Consider the following 22,578-nt stretch of genomic DNA (forward strand, 5'->3'; position numbering starts at 1 on the left):
CATGCACCCTATTGGAAACGGCCCGCCAGCGCCAACGCCTGTCGCAAAATCGACAAGAAAACCGCCAACTTTTCAGTCGCTTTCCTTTTGCGGGAAGTCGCAAATCAGCTATGGCTACCTTGCCCTCGCGGGTTAGGTATTGGCGCATCGATTTTTGAGCTGCAGCAAGCATTCCGAGCAGCAAGGAGCCCGAGGAAAAAATGTCCGACGACGAGATCATCCTTTCCGAGCTTTCCGACGAGGAACTCGTGCAGCAGATGCATGACGACCTTTATGACGGGCTGAAGGAAGAGATCGAGGAAGGCACGCATATCCTTCTTGAGCGCGGCTGGCAGCCCTACACGGTGCTGACCGAGGCGCTGGTCGAAGGCATGCGCATCGTCGGCGAAGATTTCCGCGACGGCATCCTGTTCGTGCCGGAAGTGCTGCTCTCGGCCAATGCCATGAAGGCCGGCATGGCCATCCTGCGCCCGCTGCTTGCCGCCACCGGCGCGCCCAAGCAGGGCAAGATGGTGATCGGCACCGTCAAGGGCGACATCCACGACATCGGCAAGAACCTCGTCGGCATGATGATGGAAGGCGCCGGCTTCGATGTCATCGACCTCGGCATCAACAATGCGGTCGAGAAATATCTGGAAGCGATCGAGCAGCATCAGCCTGACATCATCGGCATGTCGGCGCTGCTCACCACGACCATGCCCTATATGAAGGTCGTCATCGACACGATGAAGGAAAAGGGCATTCGCGACGATTACGTCGTGCTGGTCGGCGGTGCGCCGCTCAACGAGGAATTCGGCAAGGCCGTCGGCGCCGACGCTTATTGCCGCGATGCCGCGGTGGCGGTCGAGACCGCCAAGGACTTCATGAAGCGCAAGCACAACGTTCGCGCTTCCGCCTGATCCCAGGGCATCAGGATGGATCGAAAAAAGCCGCGCCTTGCAGCGCGGCTTTTTTGTTCCCAGATGATGATGAGGCTGAACGATCAGTTGGCGACAGTGTCTTTGACCGCCCTCGCCGTCGATTTGACGTCCTTGCCGACGCCTCGAATGGTGTTGGCGCAGGCGGTGAGTGCAAGCGCGCAGGCAAGGATGGCAATCGGCGCGATGCGTAGCAGTTTCATGGGTGTCTCCCTCAACAGATAATTAGCCCCGCAGCGAAAACCGGCTCGACTGGTTCATGGTCAAAACGCAAAAAACGAAACCGAATCAAACAGACAGGCTGCTCGTCATCGCCTGCGGGATGATTGCGCGCGAAGTTTTGGCCGTCAAGCAACAGCTAAAGCTCGATCACCTTGAGTTGACCTGCCTGCCGGCCGAGTTCCACTTCTATCCGGACCGCATCGCGCCGGCCATGGACAAGGCCATCGAAAAGGCCAAAGCGGAAGGCTACAACCACATCTTCGTCGGCTATGCCGATTGCGGCACCGGCGGCATGCTCGACCACGTGATCGAGAAGCATGGCGTGGAGCGCATGGCCGGCCCGCATTGCTTCGCCTTCTACCAGGGCATGGACGCCTATGCGAAGGTCGCCGACGGCGACATGATGTCGTTCTACATGACCGACTTCCTCTGTCGCCAATTCGACGCCTTCTTCATCAAGCCGCTCGGGCTCGACAGGCATCCCGAGCTTATCAAGGACTATTTCGGCAATTACGAGAAGCTGATCTATCTCGCGCAAACCGACGATCCGGATCTCGACAAGGTTGCCGAGAAAGCCGCCGCCATGCTCGGCCTCGCCTACGAGCGTCGCTCGACCGGCTATGGCGATCTGACGAGCGAACTGGCGCGGGCGGCAGCCAACGCTTGAGGCTCTCGCAGGGCTGCTTCAACGGCGGCCAGCGGGTCGGACGATCGACTTGCAGACGAAGCCCCCTCGCCTCCGCTGGCAAGCCGGATGACAGCGGCCTGCGAACGGGTAAGTTGTGCCCCAAGCAGACCAAACAGCTATTCCAGCCACCGATTCGGGAAACGTCCATGATCCCTCGCCTGCTGCTTCCCGCCCTTTGCCTTATCGGCTTCGCCCTGCCCGCCTATGCCGATGGCGAGGTGCAGAAGCTGATCACCGCCGCCGACAAGGCGCGACTGGATAAATATGGCGAAACGCGCAAGGCGGCTCTCGAAGAGGCAAAGGCCGGCGATCCGGCTGAGGTCAAGCTCGATGCGCTGCTCGCCAAGCCGCTGGTCGCTTTCTCCGGCAAGGATCTGACCGGCAACTGGAAATGTCGCACCATCAAGGCCGGCGGCTTGAGCCCGCTAGTTATCTATGGCTGGTTCAAGTGTAAGGTCACCGGGGACGGCTCGGGTTGGCGGCTGCAGAAGATCAGCGGCTCGCAGCGCACCACCGGTCGCTTCTTCGACGACGGTGAGAAGCGCGCCATCTATCTCGGCTCGTTTTCGGTCAATGACGAAAAGGCCAAGCCCTATGGCAGCGGCGCCGAAAGCGACCAAGTGGGCTATGCCTTCCGCAACAGTGCCACCGAGTGGCGCATCGAATTCCCCGCGCCCTATTATGAATCGAAGCTCGACATCATGGAATTCAAGCGCTGACTGAGCCCGAAAAGTTGCAAAGTTTTCGGACCAGGATCATGCGCGACCATTGGCTCACTAAGGGTTAACCCGCTCTCCCTAGCATGCGCCCGACTTTGAGAGCGGGTGCTTGCCATGGCAACGTCGGAATCCGGTCCGCGGCGGACTGTTGTCGTCACCGAAGGCGGTCCGCATATCTGGGCAATCGTCAACGCCATCGCCGATCGCGTCGGCCCTGTGAGTGTCATCCTCGAAACCCCTGAATCAAAAAAGCGTTTGCTGCTCGGCCGCGCCCGCCGCCAGGGCTGGATCTCGGCCATCGGCCAGCTCGGCACGATGGTGCTGACCAGGCTTGGCAAGCGGTTCTTTGCCGGCCATGCTGCACGGCTGATTGCCGAGGAAAAGCTCGAGACAGAACCTCGCCCGACCCAGACGATCATCCATGTGCCTTCCGCCAACGGTCCGGAATGCCTTCAGGCGATCGAGAAGATCGGGCCGGGCGTCGTGCTCCTCGCCGGCTGCCGGCTGCTGTCGAGGAATATGCTCGCGAAGATGCCTTGCCCGGTGCTCAACTATCACGCCGGCATTGCCCCGAAATATCGTGGCATGAATGGCGGCTACTGGGCGCTGGCCTCCGGTGATCGAGGGAATTTCGGCACCACTGTGCATCTGGTCGATGCCGGCGTCGACACCGGCGGAGTGCTGAAGCAGGCGCGCGGCAAGTCGAAACGCGGCGACACCATCGCCAGCTACGCGCTGCGGCAGGCGGCATTTTCCCGCGACATCTGCGTCCAGGCAGTGGCCGAGGCGCTGGCGGGAAAACTTACGACGATCGATCCCGGCCTGCCCTCGAAACAGTGGTTTCACCCGACGATTTGGTCCTACCTCTGGACCGGCCTGACGAAGCGCGTCTGGTAATCTGCCGGCGTCGGAAATTCAGCACTCGCTTTGCGTCATCGCCAGCGTCGCTTTTGAAGGCGCGCGCGTCGTCCCATAACAAGCGGCACAAGGGCGCATGCGGCAATGCTCCCAACATCGAGGAGTTGAGAATTCATGGCCGATCTGATCGTCGTCTATTGGCGCGATATCCCTGCGCAGGTCATCGTCAAGAAAGGCCGGCAGAACGCCAAGCGCGAGTTGCCGCTGCGCTTCACCGAGGCGATCGACATGTGCGCCATGCGCACCGGCGCCGGCGGCACCGACGATTACCTCGCCGAATGGCGTAAGGCCGATCCGGTTCCGGTCGGCGACGACATCGAAGCCGAGGTCGAGAAGGCCTACCAGGAACTCGATACGAAATATGACCGCGAGCGGCTGGTCGCTCTGGTCAAGGCTGGCGGGAAAGAAAATGTCTGAGAAGCAGCCGGCGGTCACCCAGGCGACCCTGGTCAAGAAGGCGGCGCCGAAGTCCGACTACAAGCCTGCGGACGTGTCGCCGCAACGCCGCGTTCAGCGCACTTTTGCCGTGAGGTTGTGGTCCATCCGCCATTCGCGACTGCTCGAATGGTTTTATGGCAGGTTCGCCGATGTCTTCCTGCTCTTGCATCCTTTGTGGAAGGGCATCGGCTACGGCCGCGTCGAAGCGCCGGTGAAATTCGTCGAGAAACGCGTCAAGGGCTTCATGTTCGACTGCCGCATGTGCGGCCAGTGCGTGCTCTCCTCCACTGGCATGTCGTGCCCGATGAACTGCCCGAAGCAGCTGCGCAACGGCCCCTGCGGCGGCGTACGCGCCAACGGCAATTGCGAGGTCGAGCCGGACATGCCCTGCGTCTGGGTCAAGGCCTGGGAAGGCTCCCGCAACATGAAGCATGGCGACAAAATCCTCACCGTGCAGAAGCCGGTCGATCAGTCGCTGCGCGAAACCTCGGCCTGGCTCAGGGTGACCGCGCAGGCGGCCGCGGCGCGTGAAGCCGCCCAGAACCCGCAGAACCCCGGAGCTTCAGCATGAGCATCCGCCACCAGCGCGACGAGAACCCGGCCGGCGTTCACCTGCCGCTCGATCCCCTGCCCGGCCATTCGTCGCGCGGTCGGTTGGAGCGCGTGCTGCGCCGCGGCGAGTTCGCGGTGACGACCGAGCTCAACCCGCCCGACAGCGCCGACCCTGAAGACGTCTACAACCGAGCCAAGATCTTCGACGGTTGGGTCGACGCCATCAACGCGGTCGACGCCTCCGGCGCCAACTGCCACATGTCGTCGGTCGGCATCTGCGCGCTTTTGACCCGCATGGGCTACGCCCCGATCATGCAGATCGCGTGCCGCGACAAGAACCGCATCGCCATTCAGGGCGACGTGCTGGGCGGGGCGGCAATGGGCGTCGCCAACATGCTCTGCCTCACTGGCGACGGCGTGCAGGCCGGCGATCAGCCGGGCGCCAAGCCGGTCTTCGACCTCGATTCCATGTCGCTGCTCGAAACCATCCGCATCATGCGCGACAACGGCAAGTTCCTGTCCGGCCGCAAGCTGACGACGCCGCCGCAGGTCTTCCTCGGTGCTGCCGTAAACCCCTTCGCGCCGCCTTACGATTTCCGTCCCATCCATCTCGGCAAGAAGATCGCCGCCGGCGCGCAATTCGTGCAGACGCAATATTGCTTCGATGTGCCGATGTTCCGAACCTTCATGCAAAAGGCGCGCGACCTCGGCCACACCGAAAAAGTCTTCATCCTGTGCGGCGTCGGGCCGCTCGCCTCTGCCAAGACCGCCAAATGGATCCGCTCCAACGTGCCGGGCATCCATATCCCCGATGCGGTGATCAAGCGGCTCGAAGGCGCGCAGGACCAGAAGAAGGAAGGCAAGCAGCTCTGCATCGACATCATCAACGAGGTGAAGGAAATTGCGGGCGTCGCCGGCGTCCATGTGATGGCCTACCGCCAGGAAGAGTATGTCGCCGAGATCGTCGATGAATCCGGCGTGCTGAAAGGCCGCCAGCCCTGGAAACGGGAGATCCGTCGCGACGACCAGATCGTCGCGGAGCGGCTCGACCACATACTGCACGACGAGATTACCGAAACCCAGGTCGACATGGTGAAGACCGCGCATTGATGTATGTCGCCCAAAAGTGAGAACCGGTTTGGGGCAACGACATACATGAACTTAAAGTCCAAGGCGCGGCCGGCACCCGTCCGCTTGAACAAGACCAGATAACGATATAAAGAACTCTTTATATCCCGACGGAGAGATTGCATGACCCGCACCATCGTCGCCTCGGCGACCCGAGAAATCGTCATCGGCTTCGATCAGCCCTTCTGCGTGATAGGCGAGCGCATCAACCCGACCGGCCGCAAGAAGCTGGCCGCCGAGATGGTGGCCGGCAACTTCGAGACCGTCATCAAGGATGCGCTGGAACAGGCCGCCTGCGGCGCCACCATGCTCGACGTCAATGCCGGCGTCACTGCCGTCGACCCCAATGCGACCGAGCCGGCGCTTTTGGTGCAGACGCTGGAGATCGTGCAGAACCTGGTCGATCTGCCGCTGTCGATCGACTCTTCGGTGACCGCCGCGATCGAGGCGGCGCTGAAGGTCGCCAAGGGGCGCCCGCTGGTCAACTCCGTCACCGGCGAGGAAGAGAAGCTCGAAGCCATCCTGCCGCTGGTCAAGAAATACAACGTTCCGGTCGTCGCCATCTCAAATGACGAGACCGGCATCTCGATGGATCCGGACGTCCGCTTCGCGGTCGCCAAGAAGATCGTCGAGCGCTGCGCCGATCACGGCATTCCCGCGCATGACGTCGTCGTCGATCCGCTGGTGATGCCGATCGGCGCGCTGGGCGATGCCGGCCGCCAGGTGTTCGCACTGCTGCGCCGTCTGCGCGAGGAACTCAAGGTCAACACCACTTGCGGCCTTTCCAACATCTCGTTCGGCCTGCCGCATCGCCACGGCATCAACGCCGCCTTCATCCCGATGGTGATCGGCGCCGGCATGACGAGCGCCATCATGAATCCGGTCCGCCCGCAGGAGATGGAGGCCGTGCGCGGCGCCAACGTGCTCAACGGCACCGACGAGAACTGCACCAACTGGATCCGCACCTACAAGGACTACAAGCCGGCCGAAGGCGGCCATGCGGTCGCGGCTCCGGTCGCGGTCACCGCCCCTGGCGATGGCGCCGCCGCTGCCGGCGGGCGTCGCCGCGGCGGTCGTGAAGCCCGCATGGCCAGGGGGTAAGCGCGCAATCGTGAGCCGCATTGCAAACAGCGCTGATCCGGTCGCATCGTCGATGCGGTCGGAGAAGTCTGCTTTGCGGTCAGGCGACGCCCAATATGGCGTCGAACAACGCCATTCCAGCCCAGGATCCGAAGATGCCTGTGCCGCCGCCGACGATGACATCATCGTCGTAGGCGGGCCAGAATGCGTGGAGCAGGAGCGCTCCGACGATCGCGCCGAGAATTCCGGAGGCCAGATATTGCGGATTGCGCAGCCATGGGCCTTTGAGCACGCGCACCATGGTGAAAGCGGTGAAGATGGCGGGCAGCAGAATATCCGACATGTTTGGCCCCTGGACCAACGTACACTCCACCCAACAGTAAAACGATCCGTTAAACGGTATCGGCAATTGCCATCGAGACGCGTGCCAGCATGAATCCCCCGCCCAACATCACCGATCCGCTTGTGCTGTTCATGCCGTCAGGCAAGCGCGGGCGGTTTCCCGTTGGCACGCCGGTGCTGGACGCCGCGCGCCAGCTCGGCGTCTATGTCGAGAGTGTGTGCGGCGGCCGCGCCACTTGCGGGCGCTGCCAGATCGAGGTGCAGGAAGGCAATTTCGCCAAGCACAAGATCGTCTCTGCCAACGACCACATCTCGCCCAAGGGCGCCAAGGAAGAGCGCTACGAGCGCGTGCGCGGCCTGCCCGAGCGCCGCCGCCTCTCCTGCTCGGCGCAGATTCTCGGCGACCTCGTCATTGACGTGCCGCAGGACACGGTCATCAACGCCCAGACCATCCGCAAGGCAGCCGACACCAGGGTTATCGCTCGCGATACGGCAATCCGCATGTGCTATGTCGAGATTGAAGAGCCCGACATGCACAAGCCGCTCGGCGACCTCGACCGACTCAAGATCGCCTTGATGAAGGACTGGGGTTTCAAGAACGTCGAGTTCGACTTCTATCTCATGCCGCAAGTGCAGGGCATTCTGCGCAAGGGCAATTGGACCGCCACCGCCGCCATCCACAAGGATGCGGACAGCGACATCGCGCGCGTCATCGCGCTGTGGCCAGGCCTGAAGAACGAGGCCTACGGGCTCGCCTGCGACATCGGCTCGACGACCATCGCCATGCATCTCGTGTCGCTGCTGTCGGGCCGCGTCGCCGCCTCTTCCGGCACCTCCAATCCGCAGATCCGCTTCGGCGAGGATCTGATGAGCCGCGTCTCCTACGTGATGATGAACCCGGACGGCCGCGAGGGCATGACGGTCGCCGTGCGCGAGGCCGTTTCCGGCCTGGTCGACAAGGTCTGTGCGGAAGGCAATGTCCAGCGCAACGACATCCTCGACGCGGTGTTCGTCGGCAATCCGATAATGCATCATCTGTTTCTCGGCATCGATCCGACCGAGCTCGGTGGCGCGCCGTTCGCGCTCGCCGTTTCCGGCGCCGTGCGCATCAAGGCCTCCGATCTCGGCTTGAAACTGAACCAGGGCGCGCGCCTTTATATGCTCCCTTGTATCGCCGGCCATGTCGGCGCCGACGCAGCCGCGGTCACGCTCTCCGAGGGTCCGCACCGCCAGGACGAGATGATGCTGATCGTCGACGTTGGCACCAATGCCGAGATCGTGCTCGGCAACAGCACGCGCGTCGTTGCGGCCTCCTCTCCCACCGGCCCGGCCTTCGAGGGCGCCGAGATTTCCGGCGGCCAGCGCGCGGCGCCCGGCGCCATCGAGCGCGTGCGCATCGATCCCGACACGCTTGAGCCGCGCTACCGCGTCATCGGTTCGGAACTCTGGTCGGATCAGCCGGGCTTTGCCGAAAGCGTGCAGGCGACCGGCGTCACTGGCATTTGCGGCTCCGGCATCATCGAAGTGGTGGCCGAGATGTATCTCGCCGGTATAATCTCCGAGGACGGCGTCGTCGACGGATCGCTTGGCGCGCGCTCGCCGCGCATCGTCGCCAACGGCCGCACCTTCTCCTATGTGCTGAAGGACGGCGAGCCGAAGATCACCATCACCCAGAACGACGTGCGCGCCATCCAGCTCGCCAAGGCGGCACTCTACGCCGGCACCAAGCTGCTGATGGAAAAGCAGCACACCGACCATGTCGACCGCATCCATTTCGCCGGTGCCTTCGGTTCTTTCATCGACCCGAAATACGCCATGGTGCTGGGGCTCATTCCCGATTGCGATCTCGACAAGGTCTCGGCCGTCGGCAACGCCGCCGGCGCCGGCGCGCGCATGGCGCTCCTCAATCGCGGCTACCGCCGTGAGATCGAGGAGACGGTGAGCAGGATCGAAAAGATCGAAACCGCGCTGGAACCAAAATTCCAGGAGCACTTCGTCTACGCCATGGCCCTGCCGAACAAGGTCGACCCTTTCCCGAAGCTCGCGGCCGCAGTGAAGCTGCCGCCGCGCAAGACGGTCGGCGAGGACGGCACCGCAGGCGACGCCACCCCGCGCCGGCGCTCGCGCGAGGAACGGGCGGCGCGGCGTGGGCGCGAATAGGGTCCCCTTCGCCCGACGCCTCTCTTTAGTTCGTATGCATGCAAATGTTTCCGGATCCATCGATCCGGAAACCGGAACGCTGTTTTCGTGAAATCCGCCGGAAACATGCCGGGCGCATTTAGCCCGCCATCGAAGGGCTGGCGCGAAATGTCTTCGAGCCGGCGCGACCTTCCGGAGGAACCCACTATGTCGATGTTCGATAACCTCGGCCGCTTCGGCGTGACCATCAGGCAGGCTCATGCCCGGAGCAAGGCGATCCGCGCGCTCAACGACCTGCCCGTGCATGTGCAGAAGGATATCGGCTGGCCGGCTTCGCCGCCGAGCGACCCGCAGGCAGCCCTGCACGCGCTGCTCCTGGGAACCGCCCGCTGATGACCTTCGCCGACAAATGTAAGCTGCTCGGCAAGCGCCGAGGCCGGCAAGCGGCCTCGGCGATCGGCGACAACAAGTTGCGCGCCGCGCTGCTGCCAGGGCGCCGTTGACGCGACCGCCGTCGCATCACGCCGATGTGCCCGCTGCGAACCTTGACATTTTCAACCTAACTACAATCTTCGCATAGCAGGGGGAATTTCTCTTAGTCGGCTCGACCGATCCGTGTTCCGTATGCCCAGTTTGAAAAGCCACGTCGTTTCGTTCATTCTCAGGCACAGCCGCAAGAAGGCCTTTTCCAGTCCCGAGAATCTGCAGCGCTGGATCGCCTACGCCCGCAAGACCGAAGACTATCATCCGCCGGCTCTTCTGAAGGCGCGGCTGGATATCGCCGAGACCAGCGTCGATGGTTTCCCCGTCTATGAGATCGCACCGAAATCGGGCGAGCGCCGGCGTATCCTCTATTTGCATGGCGGCGCCTTCGTCTTTCAGATCACGTCCTATCACTGGGTGCTGATTGCCGAGATGGCGGAGCGGCTGGGCTTCGGCATCACCGTGCCGATCTATCCGATCGCGCCGGAGTACAATTTCCATGACATGTTCGGCATGGTCGGCGACGTATACCGGCGCATGCTGCAAGAGACCAATGCCGAGAACATCGTCTTCATGGGCGATTCCGCCGGCGGCAACATGGCAGTCGTGCTCACCATGATGGCCGCCGAGGAAGGCCTGCCCTCGCCGGCGCGCCACGTGCTGATCTCGCCCGGCCTCGATATGTCCTTGTCCAATCCGGAAGTGTTCGAAGCCGAACGCAACGACCCCTGGCTGGGCATCCCCGGCGGGCTCGAGGCGATCCGGCTCTACAGCGCCGGCATCGACCGCTCCGACTGGCACATCAGCCCGCTCTACGGCGATCTCTCGGTGCTGCCGAAGACGCTGCTGCTCACCGGCTCGCGCGACCTGCTCAGCCCCGACAATCTGATCTTCGCCGAACGGGCGCGCGCCGCAGGAATCGAGGTCGAGGTCGTCTACGAGGAAGGCATGTTCCACGTCTGGCCGCTGATCGATATGCCGGAAGCGCGGCGCGCACGTGACAGCATCGTCGACTTCCTCACAGCCGAGATCCTACCGCAGCGAGCCCATGCATCACGCCGAACCACTTATGCGGCGCGACCTGCGCCGGCGGCCGAATAGCTCAGAACTTGCCGGTTTCCCGGAACAGTTCGAAGGTCGCGCGGATGTGGTCGGCAACCGCCTTCACCGGCGCGCTGGCATCGGGTGCCACCACCATGGCGAGATTGTAGGTGCCGATATCGGGCATGCCGTCCTTCGCGCCCAGCGAAACCATCTCGTCGCCGAGGAAGGACTTCGGCAGCGGCGCGACGGCAAGGTCGGCCATGATGGCGGCGCGCTGGCCGGCGGTATGAGCGCTCATATAGGCGATGCGGTAGTTGCGGCCTTCCCGGCCGAGCGCTTCCAGGGCGCCGGCCCGCCAGGCGCAGCCTTCTTCCCAAAGCGAAACCGGCAGCGGTTCGCGCAGATGCGCGCAGCCGCCCTTGGCGCCGGCCCAGACGATCGGCTCGGTTAGCAGCACCTCGGCGCCGACCGCGCTGGTCTTGTAGGAATTGGTGAGCAACGTGATGTCGAGCGCACGGTCGTCCATGCGGCGGCGCAGATTGACGCTCTGGTCGATGGTGACGTCGACGGCGATCGACGGATGCGATTGCGCGAAGCGCTTCAACACGTGGGGCAGCACGCGCTCGCCATAGTCGTCCGGGGAGCCAAGCCTGACCACACCGACAATGTCGGGAATGATGAACTTCGACACCACTTCGCGGTTGATCGACAAAAGCCGCCGGGCATAGCCGAGAAGCATCTCGCCGTCCGTGGTCAGCGTCACCGAGCGCGCGTCGCGCGCGAAGACGGAACGGCCGAGAATGTCTTCGAGCTTCTTGATCTGCATGGAGACGGCCGAGGGGGTGCGGAAGACCGCATTGGCGGCGGTGGTGAAGCTACCGGTCTCGGCGATCGCCACGAAGGTGCGCAGCACGTCGAGATCGAGCAGCGGCAAAGGATGGTTGAGTGGGGCGTTCATCGGAGCTTGCCTTCAATTTTTCTGATGCAAATGATCATTCCATTTCGTTTGATTGAACATCACTTCGAGCGCATAGTCAACTCGATCGATGCAGGATGCTGCCAAAAGCAGCCATCGAACGACCATGATACAGGCCTGCACTCGACATGAAATGAAGCTGAAACAGACCTGACGTAACCAATTGCCGGGCGCCTCCCTGCCCGAATCGAGGAGAAAGAAAATGTCTATCCTGTCGTCTATCGGTCGGCTCGCGACCGAATTCAGTGCCGCCCGCGCTCGCTACCAGACCGAACGCGCAATCCATGCGCTGCCGATCGAACTGCAGAAGGATATCGGCTGGCCGGAAGCCGCCGATGCCAAGACTGGATTGCGCTACGGCGTGGGAACCTGGGCCGGAGCCAAGTAAATAAGTGTGCATCACGTGCTAAGGGCCTGCCGCGTGTCAGACCGGCAGGCCCTTTTGTTTGTACTCAAATGACTTTTCCAGCCATGCGGCCGTCGCATGACGCATATGAAGCACTCGCATAGCGACGTCCGTTTCGAATTAAAGCGCTGTAACTAATAGTAAATTTCGAGCGCAGAGCTCAAAAAAGTCGCATGGGATGTCGCTTTTCATAACAAGCGCTTCGTTTTTGCGATTTAGTTTTGGCTGGAGCAGGCCTATATCACCGCCAGCAAAAACGAGCTGCCCCACTCCATTAAGCGAAGGCGACCCGTCTGAGCAACCAAATGGAGATGATGATGAAGCTGTTTGCCCGCCTGTTCCCCCGTCGCAAAATGAACCTGACGACCGCTCTTGAGCGTCAGCGTCTTGCCAAGACCATGCCCGGCCAGACCGGCGCCATGGCTGCCGCTCGCCTCGGCTTCGTTGCCTGACACAGCAGTTTCGAACGGCACCTGGTTGCCGTCGCGCTGAATGAAATTCAACGTCGCCCGGCTCCGCCGTGGCGGCGTTTTTCTTCTGACGGCGCATTCGTTGGAACCTGAAGTAGCAACCTTCGGTCTCGCGCCATCGACGATTGCCCATTTGCGACCCGTGTCGCAAATTTAATCGTCGCTTAGCCGTCTAGCCGATTGACAGGAATGATTTTTCCTGATGTCGCTATGCTATTAGCGACATTCTGTTCGCGTCATGGCCGCGTGAGGTTTCCCGTGAATGCCGTCAAGCACCCGATCAAGAGATCGTTTGTGTTCTTCCTCATCCCCGACTTCACCATGATCGCCTTCGCAACGGCGCTCGACCCGCTCCGCTCGGCCAACCGGATGCTCGGCTACGAGGCCTATAGCTGGCGCCTGGCCAGTATCGACGGCAAGCCCGTGCGCGCCTCGAACGGCGTCGAATGCGCCGTCAACACCTCGCTCGAGGAAGAGCGCAGGAAGATGGCCGGGCCGGACCGCCCGAACATGGCGATCGTTTGCAGCGGCATGAATGTCGAGCGCTATCATAACAAGTCGGCCTTCGCCTGGCTGCGCGAGGAATACAACCGTGGCGTCGCCGTGGGCGGCCTGTGCACCGGCGCGCACATCCTGGCGGCTGCGGGCCTGCTCTCCAACAAGCGCTGCGCCATCCATTGGGAAAACCTGCCGGGCTTCTCGGAGGCCTTTCCCAAGGCCAATGTCTTCGCCGACCTCTTCGAGATCGACCAGAATGTCTACACCTGCGCAGGCGGCACCGCGGCGCTCGACATGATGCTGAAGCTGATCGGCGACGACTTCGACGAAAGCCTCGTCAACCGCGTCTGCGAGCAGGTGCTGACCGACCGCGTGCGCAGCCCGACGGATCGCCAGCGCCTGCCGCTGCGCGCCCGTCTCGGTGTGCAGAATTCCAAGGTGCTGACCATCATTGAATTGATGGAGGCGAACCTCTCCGAGCCGCTGTCGCTGATCGAGATCGCCGACCATGTCGATCTGTCGCGCCGGCAGATCGAGCGCCTCTTCCGCACCGAGATGGGCCGCTCGCCTGCCCGCTATTATCTCGAGATCCGGCTCGACCGCGCCAGGCATTTGCTCATCCAGTCGTCGCTGCCCGTGGTGGAAGTGGCTGTCGCCTGCGGTTTCGTCTCGGCCTCGCACTTCTCCAAATGCTACCGCGAGCTCTATGCCCGCTCGCCGCAGCAGGAGCGCGTCGACCGCAAGCAGTTGCTGGCCGCCTAAGCGACAAGGCTACGAAAACCTACGGCGGCTGTGCGGTCCGTATCGCCTCGATGCGGATTGTCCTCGGTCAACTGCGCCTTCAGCGCCGAGAATTCCGGGCTGTTTTTCAGCGTTGCGTTATGACCGCTGGCAGGTTCGAGCAGCTCAATATCGGTCGCAATAGCACTCCGCGGACGAGATGCGGTCGTTCCAGCCGGAACCTCCGAAATCGCGGACCCTGCGATTGAGCTCGATCGAGCGGCCGCGCCTTCCTGCATTCTCATAGGCGACAAGCGTGCAGCCCCGCCGCACCAGCACCGAGGAAACGCGGTCGTTCCAGAAGCCGCCCCGGAAATTGACGGCGTCGTCAGGACCCATTGCAAGCGAGCGCCCGCGGAAGTTCGCATTCTCGAACAGCACGCAGGCGGCCTCGCCGTAAAATTGGGCGCTGGCGCTTCCGGCAAATATTGTCGACGCAAGCGCCGCCAGGATGACCAAACGTTTCATGCAATATTTCCTCATTTCATCGCGTTGCGCGATGGCGCGGGCCCGATCACATTTTGCCATTGTGCTACACGAGGAAGCAAGTCCGAACCCCGCTCCGGCGGAGCTTGCCGACCGTCACCGGCTATCCATCATCCAGCCGCGGTTGCGCCACATCTTCTCACCGGCCAGGCAATCGGCGGCCGGCCTGTCGTCGGCAAGCACGACCGGCGGGTGAGCCGCCTCTTCTGCCGCCCATTGCCGCGAGGCCGGGCCGGCGAGCTCGAGCACCAGCTTGCGGCGGATCGCTTCCGGGAATTGCGTCCAGTCGTTGACCGGGATCATGAAGGCGCCCGGCCCGCCGATCACGCAGTCGCTGTAGTAGCGGTCGAGATTGGCGACGTCGAAGGCGCCGCCGTACCCGCCCCTTGTCATCAGCGGCAGTCCGTTGATGGTGATGCCCTGCCTCACCACCTCGTCGCGCGTGATGTCGACCGGCGCGCCCTGGTTGTTGGGTCCGTCGCCCGAAACGTCGATGACGCGCTTGGTCCCCTGAAAGCCGCTTTCGGCGAAAAGGTCGCTGCCGAAGGCCAGCGCGCCGGAGATCGAAGTACGTCGCGCGCTGTCCGGCGGACGTGCGTTCATCTGCGCAACGATCCGTTCGGCGTCGGCGCGATTGGCAATCGCTGTCCACGGTACGACGACCCGCTGCCATCTAGTGCCGGCCCACTCGACATAGGTGACCGCGATCTTGCCGTGGACGCCGTCGGCGATGGCCTTGAGCACGTTGTCATCCGTCAGTGCCGCCGCATAGCCACGGCGCTGGATCTCGAGTTCGGCCGGCGACATGGAGAGCGAAACATCGACTGCGAGCACCAGCTCGACATCTACCGGCTCTATCGCACTCGATCGCGTGGGCGGGCCGAGGAGCAGCGCCAGCGCGGCGGCGCCGGAAAGCCAATGCCTTGTTCGGCCCAAAGCGGACATGACGCAACGGTAAGCGATAATCGCGCATGAACAAAGCAAAAAGGCCCGGCGTCGACCGGGCCTTCCACCAATCCGGACGAACGCGCGCTCGCTTAGCTGCGCGGCTTGAGATTCTCCGGGTCGTAAAGCGGCTTGTAGCCGACGCCGGCCACCTCGACCGGATAGGTCTCGCCGAAATACTCCACCTGCAGCTTGCGACCTTCCTGGCAGCAGGCCCAGGGCAGATAGGCGAGCGCGATGTTCTTGCCGATGGTCGGGCCGTAGGCGACCGACGTGGTGAAGGAGCGCCGGCCGAGCTCGTCGACCAGCGTCTCGCCGGTCGCGGGATCCTGCACTGGCATGATGCCGACCGGATAGCGCGCGACGCCCTTGGAATCGGTGTTCTCGGTCATCACCAGCGTGCAGAGCATAGCCGGCTGATGCTCGCGGGCGCGATATTCCAGGTGCTTGGCCTTGCCGCAGAAGTCGTTCTCCTTGACCTTCGGGCGGGCAAGATCTGCCTCGAGCAGATTGTATTCGGTCAAGAGGTCGGCGTTCTGCAGCCGCAGGCTCTTCTCCATGCGGCGCGTGTTGGCGTAGGTCTCGACGCCGAACGGCATGACACCGGTCGAGCGCAGCGCGTCCCAGACGGCGAGCCCGTCCTCATAGCGCATATGCAGTTCCCAGCCCTGCTCGCCGACATAGGAGATGCGGAAGGCGGTGACGTCCTTGCCGCCGATCCTGATCGGCTTGATCGCCGCGAACGGGAAATTCTCCGGCGTCAGCCCGTTCGGGTCCTCGACCACCTTCTGCAGGGTCGTGCGCGCATTCGGCCCCCAGATGCCGATGGTGACGTATTTTTCGGTGACGTCGGTGACAGTGACATCGAAACCTTTGTCCTGCGCGGTGCGCTGCATGTAGCGGAAGTCGCGCGGCCCGGCGTCGGCGCCGTCGATCACGCGGCAGCGATCGGCCATGCGGATCACGGTGAAGTCGGCGCGCACCATGCCTTCCTCGTCGAGGAAGTGGGTGTAGATGCCCTTGCCAATATTGTTGTCGCCGCCGATCTTGGCCGCGCACAGCCATTCCAGCAGCGCGACATGGTCCGGCCCTTCCACGTCGTACATCGAAAAATGCGAGAGGTTGACGATGCCGCAATCCTCGCTCATCGCCAGATGCTCGGCATTGGAGACGCGCCAGAAATGGCGGTTGTCCCACTCATTCTCGCGCACCGGGACGCGGTTGGCGTATTTTTCCAGGAGATGCTCGTTGGCGGCATAGCCATGGGCGCGCTCCCAGCCGCCCAGCTCCATGAAGTAGCCGCCGAGTTCCTTCTCGCGCTCCCAGAACGGCGAGCGGCGGATGTTGCGGCCCTTGGAGAACGGCTCGCGCGGATGCACCGCCGGATTGTAGACCTTCATCGCCGTCTCGGTGCAGCGATCCCAGATGAACTCTTCCTTCGTCTGGTGCGGGTAGAAGCGCGCATAGTCGATGGCGTGATGATCGATCGCGGTGCGGCCGTCGGTCATCCAGTCGGCGATCAGCTTGCCCATACCCGGGCCGTCCTTGACCCAGATGGCGACGGCGTACCAGAGGCCCCTGACCTTCTGGCTTTCGCCCATCGAAGGCCCGCCATCGGTCGTCACCTGCAGCAGCCCGTTGAAGGAATGGCCTTCATTGTAGCCGAGCTCGCCGAGGATCGGCGTCAGTTCCATGGCGCGCTCCAGCGGCGCCATGATCTGCTCCATGTCGAGGTCGCGCTGCGAGGGCGAGAGCCGCGCCTGGTCTTTTTCCAGCAGGTCGCGCGGATGGCAAAGGCGCGGATTGGTCTCCTCGTAATAGCCCCATTCGATCTGCCCGCCCTCCGCGGTCTTGGGATCCCCGGTGTCGCGCATATAGGCCGAGTTGCCCTGGTCGCGCAGCAGCGGCCAGCCGATCTCCTTGCCGGTGCCGGCGAACTCGTTATACGGGCCGAAGAAGGTCAGCGGGTGGTCGATCGGCATGACCGGCAGGTCTTCGCCGACCAGTGCCGCGGTCAGCCGGCCCCAAATGCCGGTGCAGACGACCACATAATCGGCTTCGATCGTGCCGCGCTCGGTCACGACGCCCTTGATGCGGCCGTTCTCGACGATCAGGTCCTTGGCCGAGGTGTTGGCGAAAGCCCGGAGTTTGCCGGAAGCGACACCCTGGTCGACGAGCTTGCCGGCCACCGTCTGCGAGCGCGGGATGACGAGACCGGCGTCGGGGTCCCACAACCCGCCCTGCACAAGATGCTCCTCGATCAGCGGGAACTTCTGCTTGATCTCGGCCGGCTCGATCAGGCGCGCGCGGGTGCCGAATGCCTTGGCGGAAGCAATCTTGCGCTTGATCTCGTCCATGCGGCCATCGTCGCCGACGCGCGCGACTTCGAGGCCGCCGATGCGCGCGTAATGCCCCATCTTCTCGTAGAAATCGATGGAATAGAGCGTCGTCCAGCAGGAGAGAAAATCGTGGCTGGTCGTGTAGCAGAAGTCCGAGGCATGCGCGGTCGAGCCGATATCGGTCGGGATGCCCGACTTGTCGATGCCCACGATGTCGTCCCAACCGCGCTCGATCAGGTGATGGGCGACCGACGCGCCGACAATACCGCCAAGACCGACGATGACGACCTTCGCCTTTTTCGGAAACTCTGCCATGCCCGCGACTCCAAAGTGCTAAAGCGGGCGCGCCGGCGCCCGTTCGAATTGCGCCAGAATATGCAGAGGACGCAGATTGAGCTACCGCCTGTTTGCGACACATCGCGGATGCCGCGCGACCCGCCGCGCCGGCTCGGCTCCACATGCGATTTCGCTCAGGCGAAAACCCCGAAGTCCTCGGCCTGGAAGCCGACCTGGCAGCTGGCAGTCTTGAGCTTAGCCACGACGGGAACACTTCCGGCGTTATCGTTAAGCAGCGGCTACCGGAACGATAAAAGGCCGGACAAACGCCCGGCCTTGCCGATCATATTCAAGGAGTTCTTACTTGATCCGCGCGACGCCGCCGGAGATCTCGACCGTTTCCGAACCGGTCAGCGCTTCGAGATCACCATTGGGCAGAGTGACGAAGCAGCCATTCGGGCAGAACTCCACAGTCTCGCCGGCGGCCAGCGCCAGCTCGGTCTTGCCGCCGCCTTCGGTCACGATCAACGTCCGCGTCTGGGCGTCCTTGTTGACCGCGCTGGCGGCAAAAGCCGAACCGCTAAGGGCCAGGAAAGCGACGGCGGCAACGACAGACTTCCACATTGCAATTCCGGTGTTTCCACACCGCCTCTGTTCAATTTCGCAAGGCATTCTCGCCCTTTGCGTGAGAGCTTATATGAGATGTAACGTGAACCGCAACTGAATGCCGCATTCATGCCACAATCGGCTTCGGCGGCCGCCAAAGCTAGTCGGGGTCGGGCTTGCGGCCTCTTCTCTTGGTTTTAGCCAGACGCGCCTGCTCGGCCGCGGCCTCCGCTTCCAGCCGCTCGCGTTCGGCGAATTCGGCCTCGATCTTGTCGTCGTCGATCGGCCATGGCTCATGCTTCTTGCTCTCGACCACGGCGCGGGGCGCCGACGGGATCTCGATGTGCTCGTCTTCGAAGATGTCGAAGATCGCGAATCGGATGTCGTTCTGGACGATGCTGCCGTTCAACACGTCGGCGACGAACACGCGGATCTCGAATTCCAGTGCAGCCGGGCCGAAATTGGCAAACAGCACGAAGGGCTCGGGGTTCTTGAGCACCATCGGATGGGCGCGGGCAATGCCGAGCAGGATGGCGTGGACGCGCTTGACGTCGCTGCCATAGGCGACGCCCACCTTGATGTCGACGCGGCCAAGCTTGTTGCGGTGCGTCCAGTTGCCGACCGCATTGTTGATGAGGTTCGAGTTCGGCAGGATCACCGACTGGCGCTGGAACGTCTCGATCTCGGTGGCGCGCACGCTTATCTTTCTGACCGTGCCGCTGATGTCGCCGGCGACGATCCAGTCCCCGACCTTGAACGGTCGCTCGGCAAGCAGGATCAGCCCGGAGACAAAGTTCGAGACGACGTTCTGCAAGCCGAAGCCGATACCCAGCGAAAGTGCGCCGGCGACCAGCGCCAGATTGGAAAGATCGATGCCCGCCGCCGATATGCCGACCAGCGCTGCAAGCGCGACGCCGGCATAGCCAACCGCCAGCCGGATCGAATTGCGCACGCCGGTGTCGACCTTGCCGCGCGCCATGACCGAGCCGTCGAGCCAGCCCTGAAACCAGCGCGTGAGAAAATAGCCGATGGCGAAGACGACGATGCCGGTGAGGATGCCGAGCACCGAGATGGTCACCGACCCGATGGTCACGCCCGTTGCGAGCTTAAAGGCCCAGGTTTCGATATCGCCGGGCTGGAAGCCCCACATCAAGAGGATCAGCGGCAGGAACACCAGCACGATCATCAGGTTGATGGCGATGCTGACCACCAGGCCGAGCTGGTCGAGCGCGGTGTCCTCATAGCTGGAATTGGCTGACAGCCAGCGCCCGACCGAAGTGTCGGCGAAGCCGCCCTCCTCGCCGATCGCCCGCGCCGACAGGAAGCCGATATAGGCGGTGATCAGCGTGGTGCCGGTGACGACGACCTGAATAGAGACGAAAAGCGCAAGACCGATATAGCCGAGCAGTGCCGCGGCGATTGTGGAGACGCCGAGCCCGATGGCAATGAAGCGAAGCCAGGCCGGCCACGGGCGCCACGAGCCGTCCTTCGCCCTGAAAGGCTTCAGCACACCCATCAGGATCAGGATGACGCCCACGATGACGGTGGCAACGAAGCTCCTGGCGATCGTCAGCGAAAGCGGCGAGCCCATCTTCTCGTTGACGACGGACAGGAAGTAGTTGAAGCCGAGGACCACGGCCATGGCGGTGGCCAGCCGCACCAGCCAACGCGCCGGTCCGGTTGCGACTGGAATAAGCCGCCAGTTCGGCAGCCGCGGCTCAAGGGCGGCATTGGTCAGCCGGTTGACGCAGAACGCCACCGCGACGACCGAGAGCAGCGCGTTGAGGAATTCGCCGATGTCGCCGCGCAGGACGTTGTAATAGTTGAAGAAGAACACGGTCGAGGCGAGGAACGCGCCGAGCGCCACGGTCGGCAGCAGCGTCGACCAGAACGCCACCGAAAGCCGGCTCAGGTACGACGGCTCTTCCACCGAAGCATCGGCCTCGAAGATGCGGCCGAAGAGACGCCTGCCGCCGATCAGCAGCACGGCCGCCAGCGCCAGCGCCATCAGCGTCGCCGCAAGCATCGCCTGGAACTTGAACTTCAATGCGAAGGTGAGCCAGGACGCCACCGCCTTATAGAGGCCGGTGAACTGGTCGTGCGCGTCGGAAAAGGCCTGCGGGCTCAGCGCATCGCTCAACTCGTAGCGTTTCGTCAGAACGCTGCGGAAAAGCTGACTGCGTAGCGTGGCGATCCTGTCGACCAGCCCGCTGATGCGGATGGACAGGTTCTGCGCGCTGGCGACCACGGCATTGATCTCGGCCTTCTCGGCCGTAAGCGCCGCGCGCTCGTTGGCGACGATCGCCGGCTCCGGCGGCTGCCCCTGGGCCGGCGGCGGCCCTAATACCGCGATGCGCGCGTTGATGTCGTTGAGGCGTGAACGGAACGCGAGCGCGCTGTTCAGCGCCGCCCGTGAAATATCCTCGAGCTGCAAGCGGATGTCGACAAGGCCGGCGTCGTCCTGGTCTGGGGCGCTTAACTTCTTCTCCAGTCCGTCGGTCTTGGCCGTCAGATCCTGGATGGCCTTGGTCTGGTCGGCGATGAGCTGCGTGGAGCCCTGGCCGATCGCCTGCGCCATCGCGCCGGGCGAGGGCTGCGCCGCGACGGCGACAATGGCGATCAGGATCAGGCGGAGCAGTCGGAAAATCATGACGTGACGGGCGACTCACGGCCGAAAAATCTTCGAAAATCCTGCCCTTGATAAAGACCGGCCTATCAGGCGGCAAGACGTCTCCATCCGCGGGCCTCGGCGCGGATCGAAGTCGGCCTGTCGAAAAGCGATGGCGCAATCTTGGCTTTGCGCTTCTCGCCTGCTCTATAGTCTGCCGGCTCGCACCAAAAGGACGACAGGAAGAATGGCGGAATACTCAGCCTTTTCGCTGCTCAAGAACGCGCTCAACGGCAACCAGGACTGGAAACCGGCCTGGCGCAAGCCGGACCCCAAGGCGTCCTATGATGTGATCGTCATCGGTGGCGGCGGCCATGGGCTCTCGACCGCCTATTACCTCGCCAAGGAGCACGGCATCACCAATGTTGCGGTGCTGGAAAAAGGCTGGCTGGGCTCGGGCAATGTCGGCCGCAACACCACGGCGGTGCGCTCCAACTATCTTTTGCCGCAGAACACCCGCTTCTACGAACATTCGATGAAGCTGTGGGAGAACCTGTCGCATGACCTCAACTACAACGTCATGTTCTCCCAGCGGGGCTGCCTGAACCTCGCGCACACGCCGGCTCAGCTCGACGACTACGCAAGGCGCGGCAATGCCATGCGTCATCTCGGCGTCGACGCCGAACTGATGAGCGTCAAAGAGATCAAGCGCCTTGTTCCGGCCCTGGACGTTTCGGGCTCGGCGCGATTTCCAATCCTTGGCGGGCTGATGCAGCCGCGTGCCGGAACCGCGCGCCACGACGCCGTCGCCTGGGGCTATGCGCGCGGCGCCGACCGGCGCGGCGTCGATATCATCGAGAATTGCGAGGTCACCGGCTTCCTGCGCGACGGCGACCGCATCACCGGTGTGACGACGACGCGCGGCGATATCCGCGCCAAGAAGGTGGCGCTTGCGGTGGCCGGCAGCACTGGCCAAGTCATGCAGCTTGCCGGCATTTCGCATATGCCGATCGAAAGCCACGTTCTGCAGGCCTTCGTCTCGGAATCGCTGAAGCCGATCATCGGCACCGTTCTCACCTTCGGCATGGGCCACTTCTACATCTCGCAATCCGACAAGGGCGGCCTCGTCTATGGTGGGGACCTCGACGGCTACAACAGCTATGCCCAGCGCGGCAGCCTGCCCGTCGTCGACGAGGTGATGAGCGAGATGCTGGCACTCTTCCCGGGCCTGGCGCGGGTGCGCATGCTGCGCTCCTGGGGCGGGCTTTGTGACATGACGATGGACGGTTCGCCGATCATCACCACCGGCCCGCTGCCCGGCATGTATCTCAATTGCGGCTGGTGTTATGGCGGCTTCAAGGCAACGCCAGCCTCAGGATGGTGCTTTGCCTGGACCATCGCCAAGGACGAGCCGCACGAGTTCAACGCGCCCTTCACGCTCGACCGTTTCTATCGCGGCCTCATCATCGACGACAAAGGCCAGGGCGCGACGCCGCGGCTGCATTAGGTTTCGAATCA

General features: G+C 63.0%; 23 protein-coding genes. 14 read left to right on the forward strand and 9 right to left on the reverse strand.

The window, feature by feature from the left end; all coding sequences use genetic code 11:
* The first annotated feature begins 200 nt into the window (after positions 1–200).
* Entirely contained in the window at positions 201–899 is a 699-nt protein-coding gene (locus P9228_RS08515; protein WP_066999684.1) for a B12-binding domain-containing protein, read from the forward strand.
* Between the two features lie 83 nt (positions 900–982).
* Here the strand turns inward: P9228_RS08515 and P9228_RS08520 are convergent, their stop codons facing one another.
* Positions 983–1,120 carry an entericidin A/B family lipoprotein gene (locus P9228_RS08520; protein WP_019858698.1) on the reverse strand — a complete coding sequence of 46 codons (138 nt, stop codon included), beginning with the start codon at positions 1,118–1,120 and terminating at the stop codon, positions 983–985.
* Between the two features lie 56 nt (positions 1,121–1,176).
* Between P9228_RS08520 and P9228_RS08525 the strand changes: the two genes are divergently transcribed.
* The 7 genes from P9228_RS08525 (at position 1,177) to P9228_RS08555 (ending at position 6,683) form a co-directional block, all read left to right on the forward strand.
* A complete protein-coding gene (locus P9228_RS08525) occupies positions 1,177–1,806 on the forward strand; it encodes a DUF1638 domain-containing protein (RefSeq protein WP_095825677.1) in 630 nt (209 codons plus the stop codon).
* Between the two features lie 167 nt (positions 1,807–1,973).
* The gene (locus tag P9228_RS08530; RefSeq protein WP_278053009.1) at positions 1,974–2,546 is read left to right on the forward strand and encodes a DUF4893 domain-containing protein; all 573 of its coding nucleotides are present in this window, start codon (positions 1,974–1,976) and stop codon (positions 2,544–2,546) included.
* A gap of 114 nt (positions 2,547–2,660) precedes the next feature.
* Complete coding sequence (locus P9228_RS08535; protein WP_095825679.1) at positions 2,661–3,443, forward strand: formyl transferase; 783 nt, start codon at positions 2,661–2,663, stop codon at positions 3,441–3,443.
* Between the two features lie 135 nt (positions 3,444–3,578).
* Positions 3,579–3,881 (forward strand): virulence factor, encoded by a 303-nt coding sequence (locus P9228_RS08540; protein WP_066999671.1) that lies wholly within the window; start codon positions 3,579–3,581, stop codon positions 3,879–3,881.
* Entirely contained in the window at positions 3,874–4,473 is a 600-nt protein-coding gene (locus tag P9228_RS08545) for a methylenetetrahydrofolate reductase C-terminal domain-containing protein (RefSeq protein ID WP_066999668.1), read from the forward strand. Before P9228_RS08540 ends, P9228_RS08545 begins: the two co-directional genes overlap by 8 nt.
* Positions 4,470–5,564: a methylenetetrahydrofolate reductase gene (locus tag P9228_RS08550; protein WP_127243229.1), complete on the forward strand. Its 1,095-nt coding sequence runs from the start codon at positions 4,470–4,472 to the stop codon at positions 5,562–5,564. The genes P9228_RS08545 and P9228_RS08550 overlap by 4 nt, the downstream gene beginning before the upstream one ends.
* A 141-nt stretch (positions 5,565–5,705) precedes the next feature.
* On the forward strand, positions 5,706–6,683 hold the full coding sequence (locus P9228_RS08555) for a methyltetrahydrofolate cobalamin methyltransferase (RefSeq protein WP_095778498.1): 978 nt from the start codon (positions 5,706–5,708) through the stop codon (positions 6,681–6,683).
* Between the two features lie 79 nt (positions 6,684–6,762).
* On the opposite strand, the gene P9228_RS08560 is transcribed toward P9228_RS08555, so the two are convergent.
* Positions 6,763–7,005 carry a hypothetical protein gene (locus P9228_RS08560; protein ID WP_245299687.1) on the reverse strand — a complete coding sequence of 81 codons (243 nt, stop codon included), beginning with the start codon at positions 7,003–7,005 and terminating at the stop codon, positions 6,763–6,765.
* 89 nt (positions 7,006–7,094) lie between these two features.
* On the opposite strand from P9228_RS08560, the gene P9228_RS08565 reads away from it, so the two are divergent.
* From P9228_RS08565 to P9228_RS08575, 3 genes are all read left to right on the forward strand, one after another.
* Entirely contained in the window at positions 7,095–9,164 is a 2,070-nt protein-coding gene (locus tag P9228_RS08565; RefSeq protein ID WP_066999654.1) for an ASKHA domain-containing protein, read from the forward strand.
* Between the two features lie 186 nt (positions 9,165–9,350).
* Positions 9,351–9,536 carry a hypothetical protein gene (locus tag P9228_RS08570; protein WP_067329623.1) on the forward strand — a complete coding sequence of 62 codons (186 nt, stop codon included), beginning with the start codon at positions 9,351–9,353 and terminating at the stop codon, positions 9,534–9,536.
* A 231-nt stretch (positions 9,537–9,767) separates the two neighbouring features.
* A complete protein-coding gene (locus P9228_RS08575) occupies positions 9,768–10,727 on the forward strand; it encodes an alpha/beta hydrolase (RefSeq protein WP_127239521.1) in 960 nt (319 codons plus the stop codon).
* Between the two features lies 1 nt (position 10,728).
* Here the strand turns inward: P9228_RS08575 and P9228_RS08580 are convergent, their stop codons facing one another.
* The gene (locus P9228_RS08580) at positions 10,729–11,628 is read right to left on the reverse strand and encodes a LysR substrate-binding domain-containing protein (protein ID WP_066999645.1); all 900 of its coding nucleotides are present in this window, start codon (positions 11,626–11,628) and stop codon (positions 10,729–10,731) included.
* A 220-nt stretch (positions 11,629–11,848) separates the two neighbouring features.
* On the opposite strand from P9228_RS08580, the gene P9228_RS08585 reads away from it, so the two are divergent.
* Positions 11,849–12,034 (forward strand): hypothetical protein, encoded by a 186-nt coding sequence (locus P9228_RS08585; protein ID WP_066999640.1) that lies wholly within the window; start codon positions 11,849–11,851, stop codon positions 12,032–12,034.
* Between the two features lie 254 nt (positions 12,035–12,288).
* Here P9228_RS08585 and P9228_RS08590 read toward each other — a convergent pair whose 3' ends face one another.
* Positions 12,289–12,555 carry a hypothetical protein gene (locus P9228_RS08590; RefSeq protein WP_164748305.1) on the reverse strand — a complete coding sequence of 89 codons (267 nt, stop codon included), beginning with the start codon at positions 12,553–12,555 and terminating at the stop codon, positions 12,289–12,291.
* Positions 12,556–12,780: 225 nt separating this feature from the next.
* Here P9228_RS08590 and P9228_RS08595 point away from each other — a divergent pair, with 225 nt between their 5' ends.
* A complete protein-coding gene (locus tag P9228_RS08595) occupies positions 12,781–13,782 on the forward strand; it encodes a GlxA family transcriptional regulator (protein WP_066999637.1) in 1,002 nt (333 codons plus the stop codon).
* Positions 13,783–13,926: 144 nt separating this feature from the next.
* Here the strand turns inward: P9228_RS08595 and P9228_RS08600 are convergent, their stop codons facing one another.
* From P9228_RS08600 to P9228_RS08620, 5 genes are all read right to left on the reverse strand, one after another.
* The gene (locus P9228_RS08600; RefSeq protein WP_067000849.1) at positions 13,927–14,268 is read right to left on the reverse strand and encodes a peptidase inhibitor family I36 protein; all 342 of its coding nucleotides are present in this window, start codon (positions 14,266–14,268) and stop codon (positions 13,927–13,929) included.
* A 114-nt stretch (positions 14,269–14,382) separates the two neighbouring features.
* Positions 14,383–15,231, reverse strand: a complete 849-nt coding sequence (locus tag P9228_RS08605; protein WP_095825683.1) for a DUF1194 domain-containing protein — start codon at positions 15,229–15,231, stop codon at positions 14,383–14,385.
* A gap of 92 nt (positions 15,232–15,323) precedes the next feature.
* A complete protein-coding gene (locus tag P9228_RS08610) occupies positions 15,324–17,885 on the reverse strand; it encodes an FAD-dependent oxidoreductase (protein WP_278053019.1) in 2,562 nt (853 codons plus the stop codon).
* A gap of 321 nt (positions 17,886–18,206) precedes the next feature.
* The gene (locus P9228_RS08615; RefSeq protein WP_066999629.1) at positions 18,207–18,470 is read right to left on the reverse strand and encodes a hypothetical protein; all 264 of its coding nucleotides are present in this window, start codon (positions 18,468–18,470) and stop codon (positions 18,207–18,209) included.
* A gap of 142 nt (positions 18,471–18,612) precedes the next feature.
* Positions 18,613–21,102, reverse strand: a complete 2,490-nt coding sequence (locus tag P9228_RS08620) for a mechanosensitive ion channel family protein (protein ID WP_278053020.1) — start codon at positions 21,100–21,102, stop codon at positions 18,613–18,615.
* Positions 21,103–21,307: 205 nt separating this feature from the next.
* On the opposite strand from P9228_RS08620, the gene P9228_RS08625 reads away from it, so the two are divergent.
* On the forward strand, positions 21,308–22,567 hold the full coding sequence (locus P9228_RS08625) for a sarcosine oxidase subunit beta (protein WP_095780816.1): 1,260 nt from the start codon (positions 21,308–21,310) through the stop codon (positions 22,565–22,567).
* Positions 22,568–22,578: the final 11 nt, after the last annotated feature.

Source organism: Mesorhizobium sp. WSM4898 (assembly GCF_029625845.1).
In the GTDB taxonomy this organism is placed as follows: domain Bacteria; phylum Pseudomonadota; class Alphaproteobacteria; order Rhizobiales; family Rhizobiaceae; genus Mesorhizobium.

Coding starts and splice junctions, on each gene's coding strand:
- P9228_RS08515 (WP_066999684.1), top strand. CDS start 201: ATGTCCGACGACGAGATCATCCTTTCCGAGCTTTCCGACGAGGAACTC.
- P9228_RS08520 (WP_019858698.1), bottom strand. CDS start 1,120: ATGAAACTGCTACGCATCGCGCCGATTGCCATCCTTGCCTGCGCGCTT.
- P9228_RS08525 (WP_095825677.1), top strand. CDS start 1,177: ATGGTCAAAACGCAAAAAACGAAACCGAATCAAACAGACAGGCTGCTC.
- P9228_RS08530 (WP_278053009.1), top strand. CDS start 1,974: ATGATCCCTCGCCTGCTGCTTCCCGCCCTTTGCCTTATCGGCTTCGCC.
- P9228_RS08535 (WP_095825679.1), top strand. CDS start 2,661: ATGGCAACGTCGGAATCCGGTCCGCGGCGGACTGTTGTCGTCACCGAA.
- P9228_RS08540 (WP_066999671.1), top strand. CDS start 3,579: ATGGCCGATCTGATCGTCGTCTATTGGCGCGATATCCCTGCGCAGGTC.
- P9228_RS08545 (WP_066999668.1), top strand. CDS start 3,874: ATGTCTGAGAAGCAGCCGGCGGTCACCCAGGCGACCCTGGTCAAGAAG.
- P9228_RS08550 (WP_127243229.1), top strand. CDS start 4,470: ATGAGCATCCGCCACCAGCGCGACGAGAACCCGGCCGGCGTTCACCTG.
- P9228_RS08555 (WP_095778498.1), top strand. CDS start 5,706: ATGACCCGCACCATCGTCGCCTCGGCGACCCGAGAAATCGTCATCGGC.
- P9228_RS08560 (WP_245299687.1), bottom strand. CDS start 7,005: ATGTCGGATATTCTGCTGCCCGCCATCTTCACCGCTTTCACCATGGTG.
- P9228_RS08565 (WP_066999654.1), top strand. CDS start 7,095: ATGAATCCCCCGCCCAACATCACCGATCCGCTTGTGCTGTTCATGCCG.
- P9228_RS08570 (WP_067329623.1), top strand. CDS start 9,351: ATGTCGATGTTCGATAACCTCGGCCGCTTCGGCGTGACCATCAGGCAG.
- P9228_RS08575 (WP_127239521.1), top strand. CDS start 9,768: ATGCCCAGTTTGAAAAGCCACGTCGTTTCGTTCATTCTCAGGCACAGC.
- P9228_RS08580 (WP_066999645.1), bottom strand. CDS start 11,628: ATGAACGCCCCACTCAACCATCCTTTGCCGCTGCTCGATCTCGACGTG.
- P9228_RS08585 (WP_066999640.1), top strand. CDS start 11,849: ATGTCTATCCTGTCGTCTATCGGTCGGCTCGCGACCGAATTCAGTGCC.
- P9228_RS08600 (WP_067000849.1), bottom strand. CDS start 14,268: ATGAAACGTTTGGTCATCCTGGCGGCGCTTGCGTCGACAATATTTGCC.
- P9228_RS08605 (WP_095825683.1), bottom strand. CDS start 15,231: ATGTCCGCTTTGGGCCGAACAAGGCATTGGCTTTCCGGCGCCGCCGCG.
- P9228_RS08610 (WP_278053019.1), bottom strand. CDS start 17,885: ATGGCAGAGTTTCCGAAAAAGGCGAAGGTCGTCATCGTCGGTCTTGGC.
- P9228_RS08615 (WP_066999629.1), bottom strand. CDS start 18,470: ATGTGGAAGTCTGTCGTTGCCGCCGTCGCTTTCCTGGCCCTTAGCGGT.
- P9228_RS08620 (WP_278053020.1), bottom strand. CDS start 21,102: ATGATTTTCCGACTGCTCCGCCTGATCCTGATCGCCATTGTCGCCGTC.
- P9228_RS08625 (WP_095780816.1), top strand. CDS start 21,308: ATGGCGGAATACTCAGCCTTTTCGCTGCTCAAGAACGCGCTCAACGGC.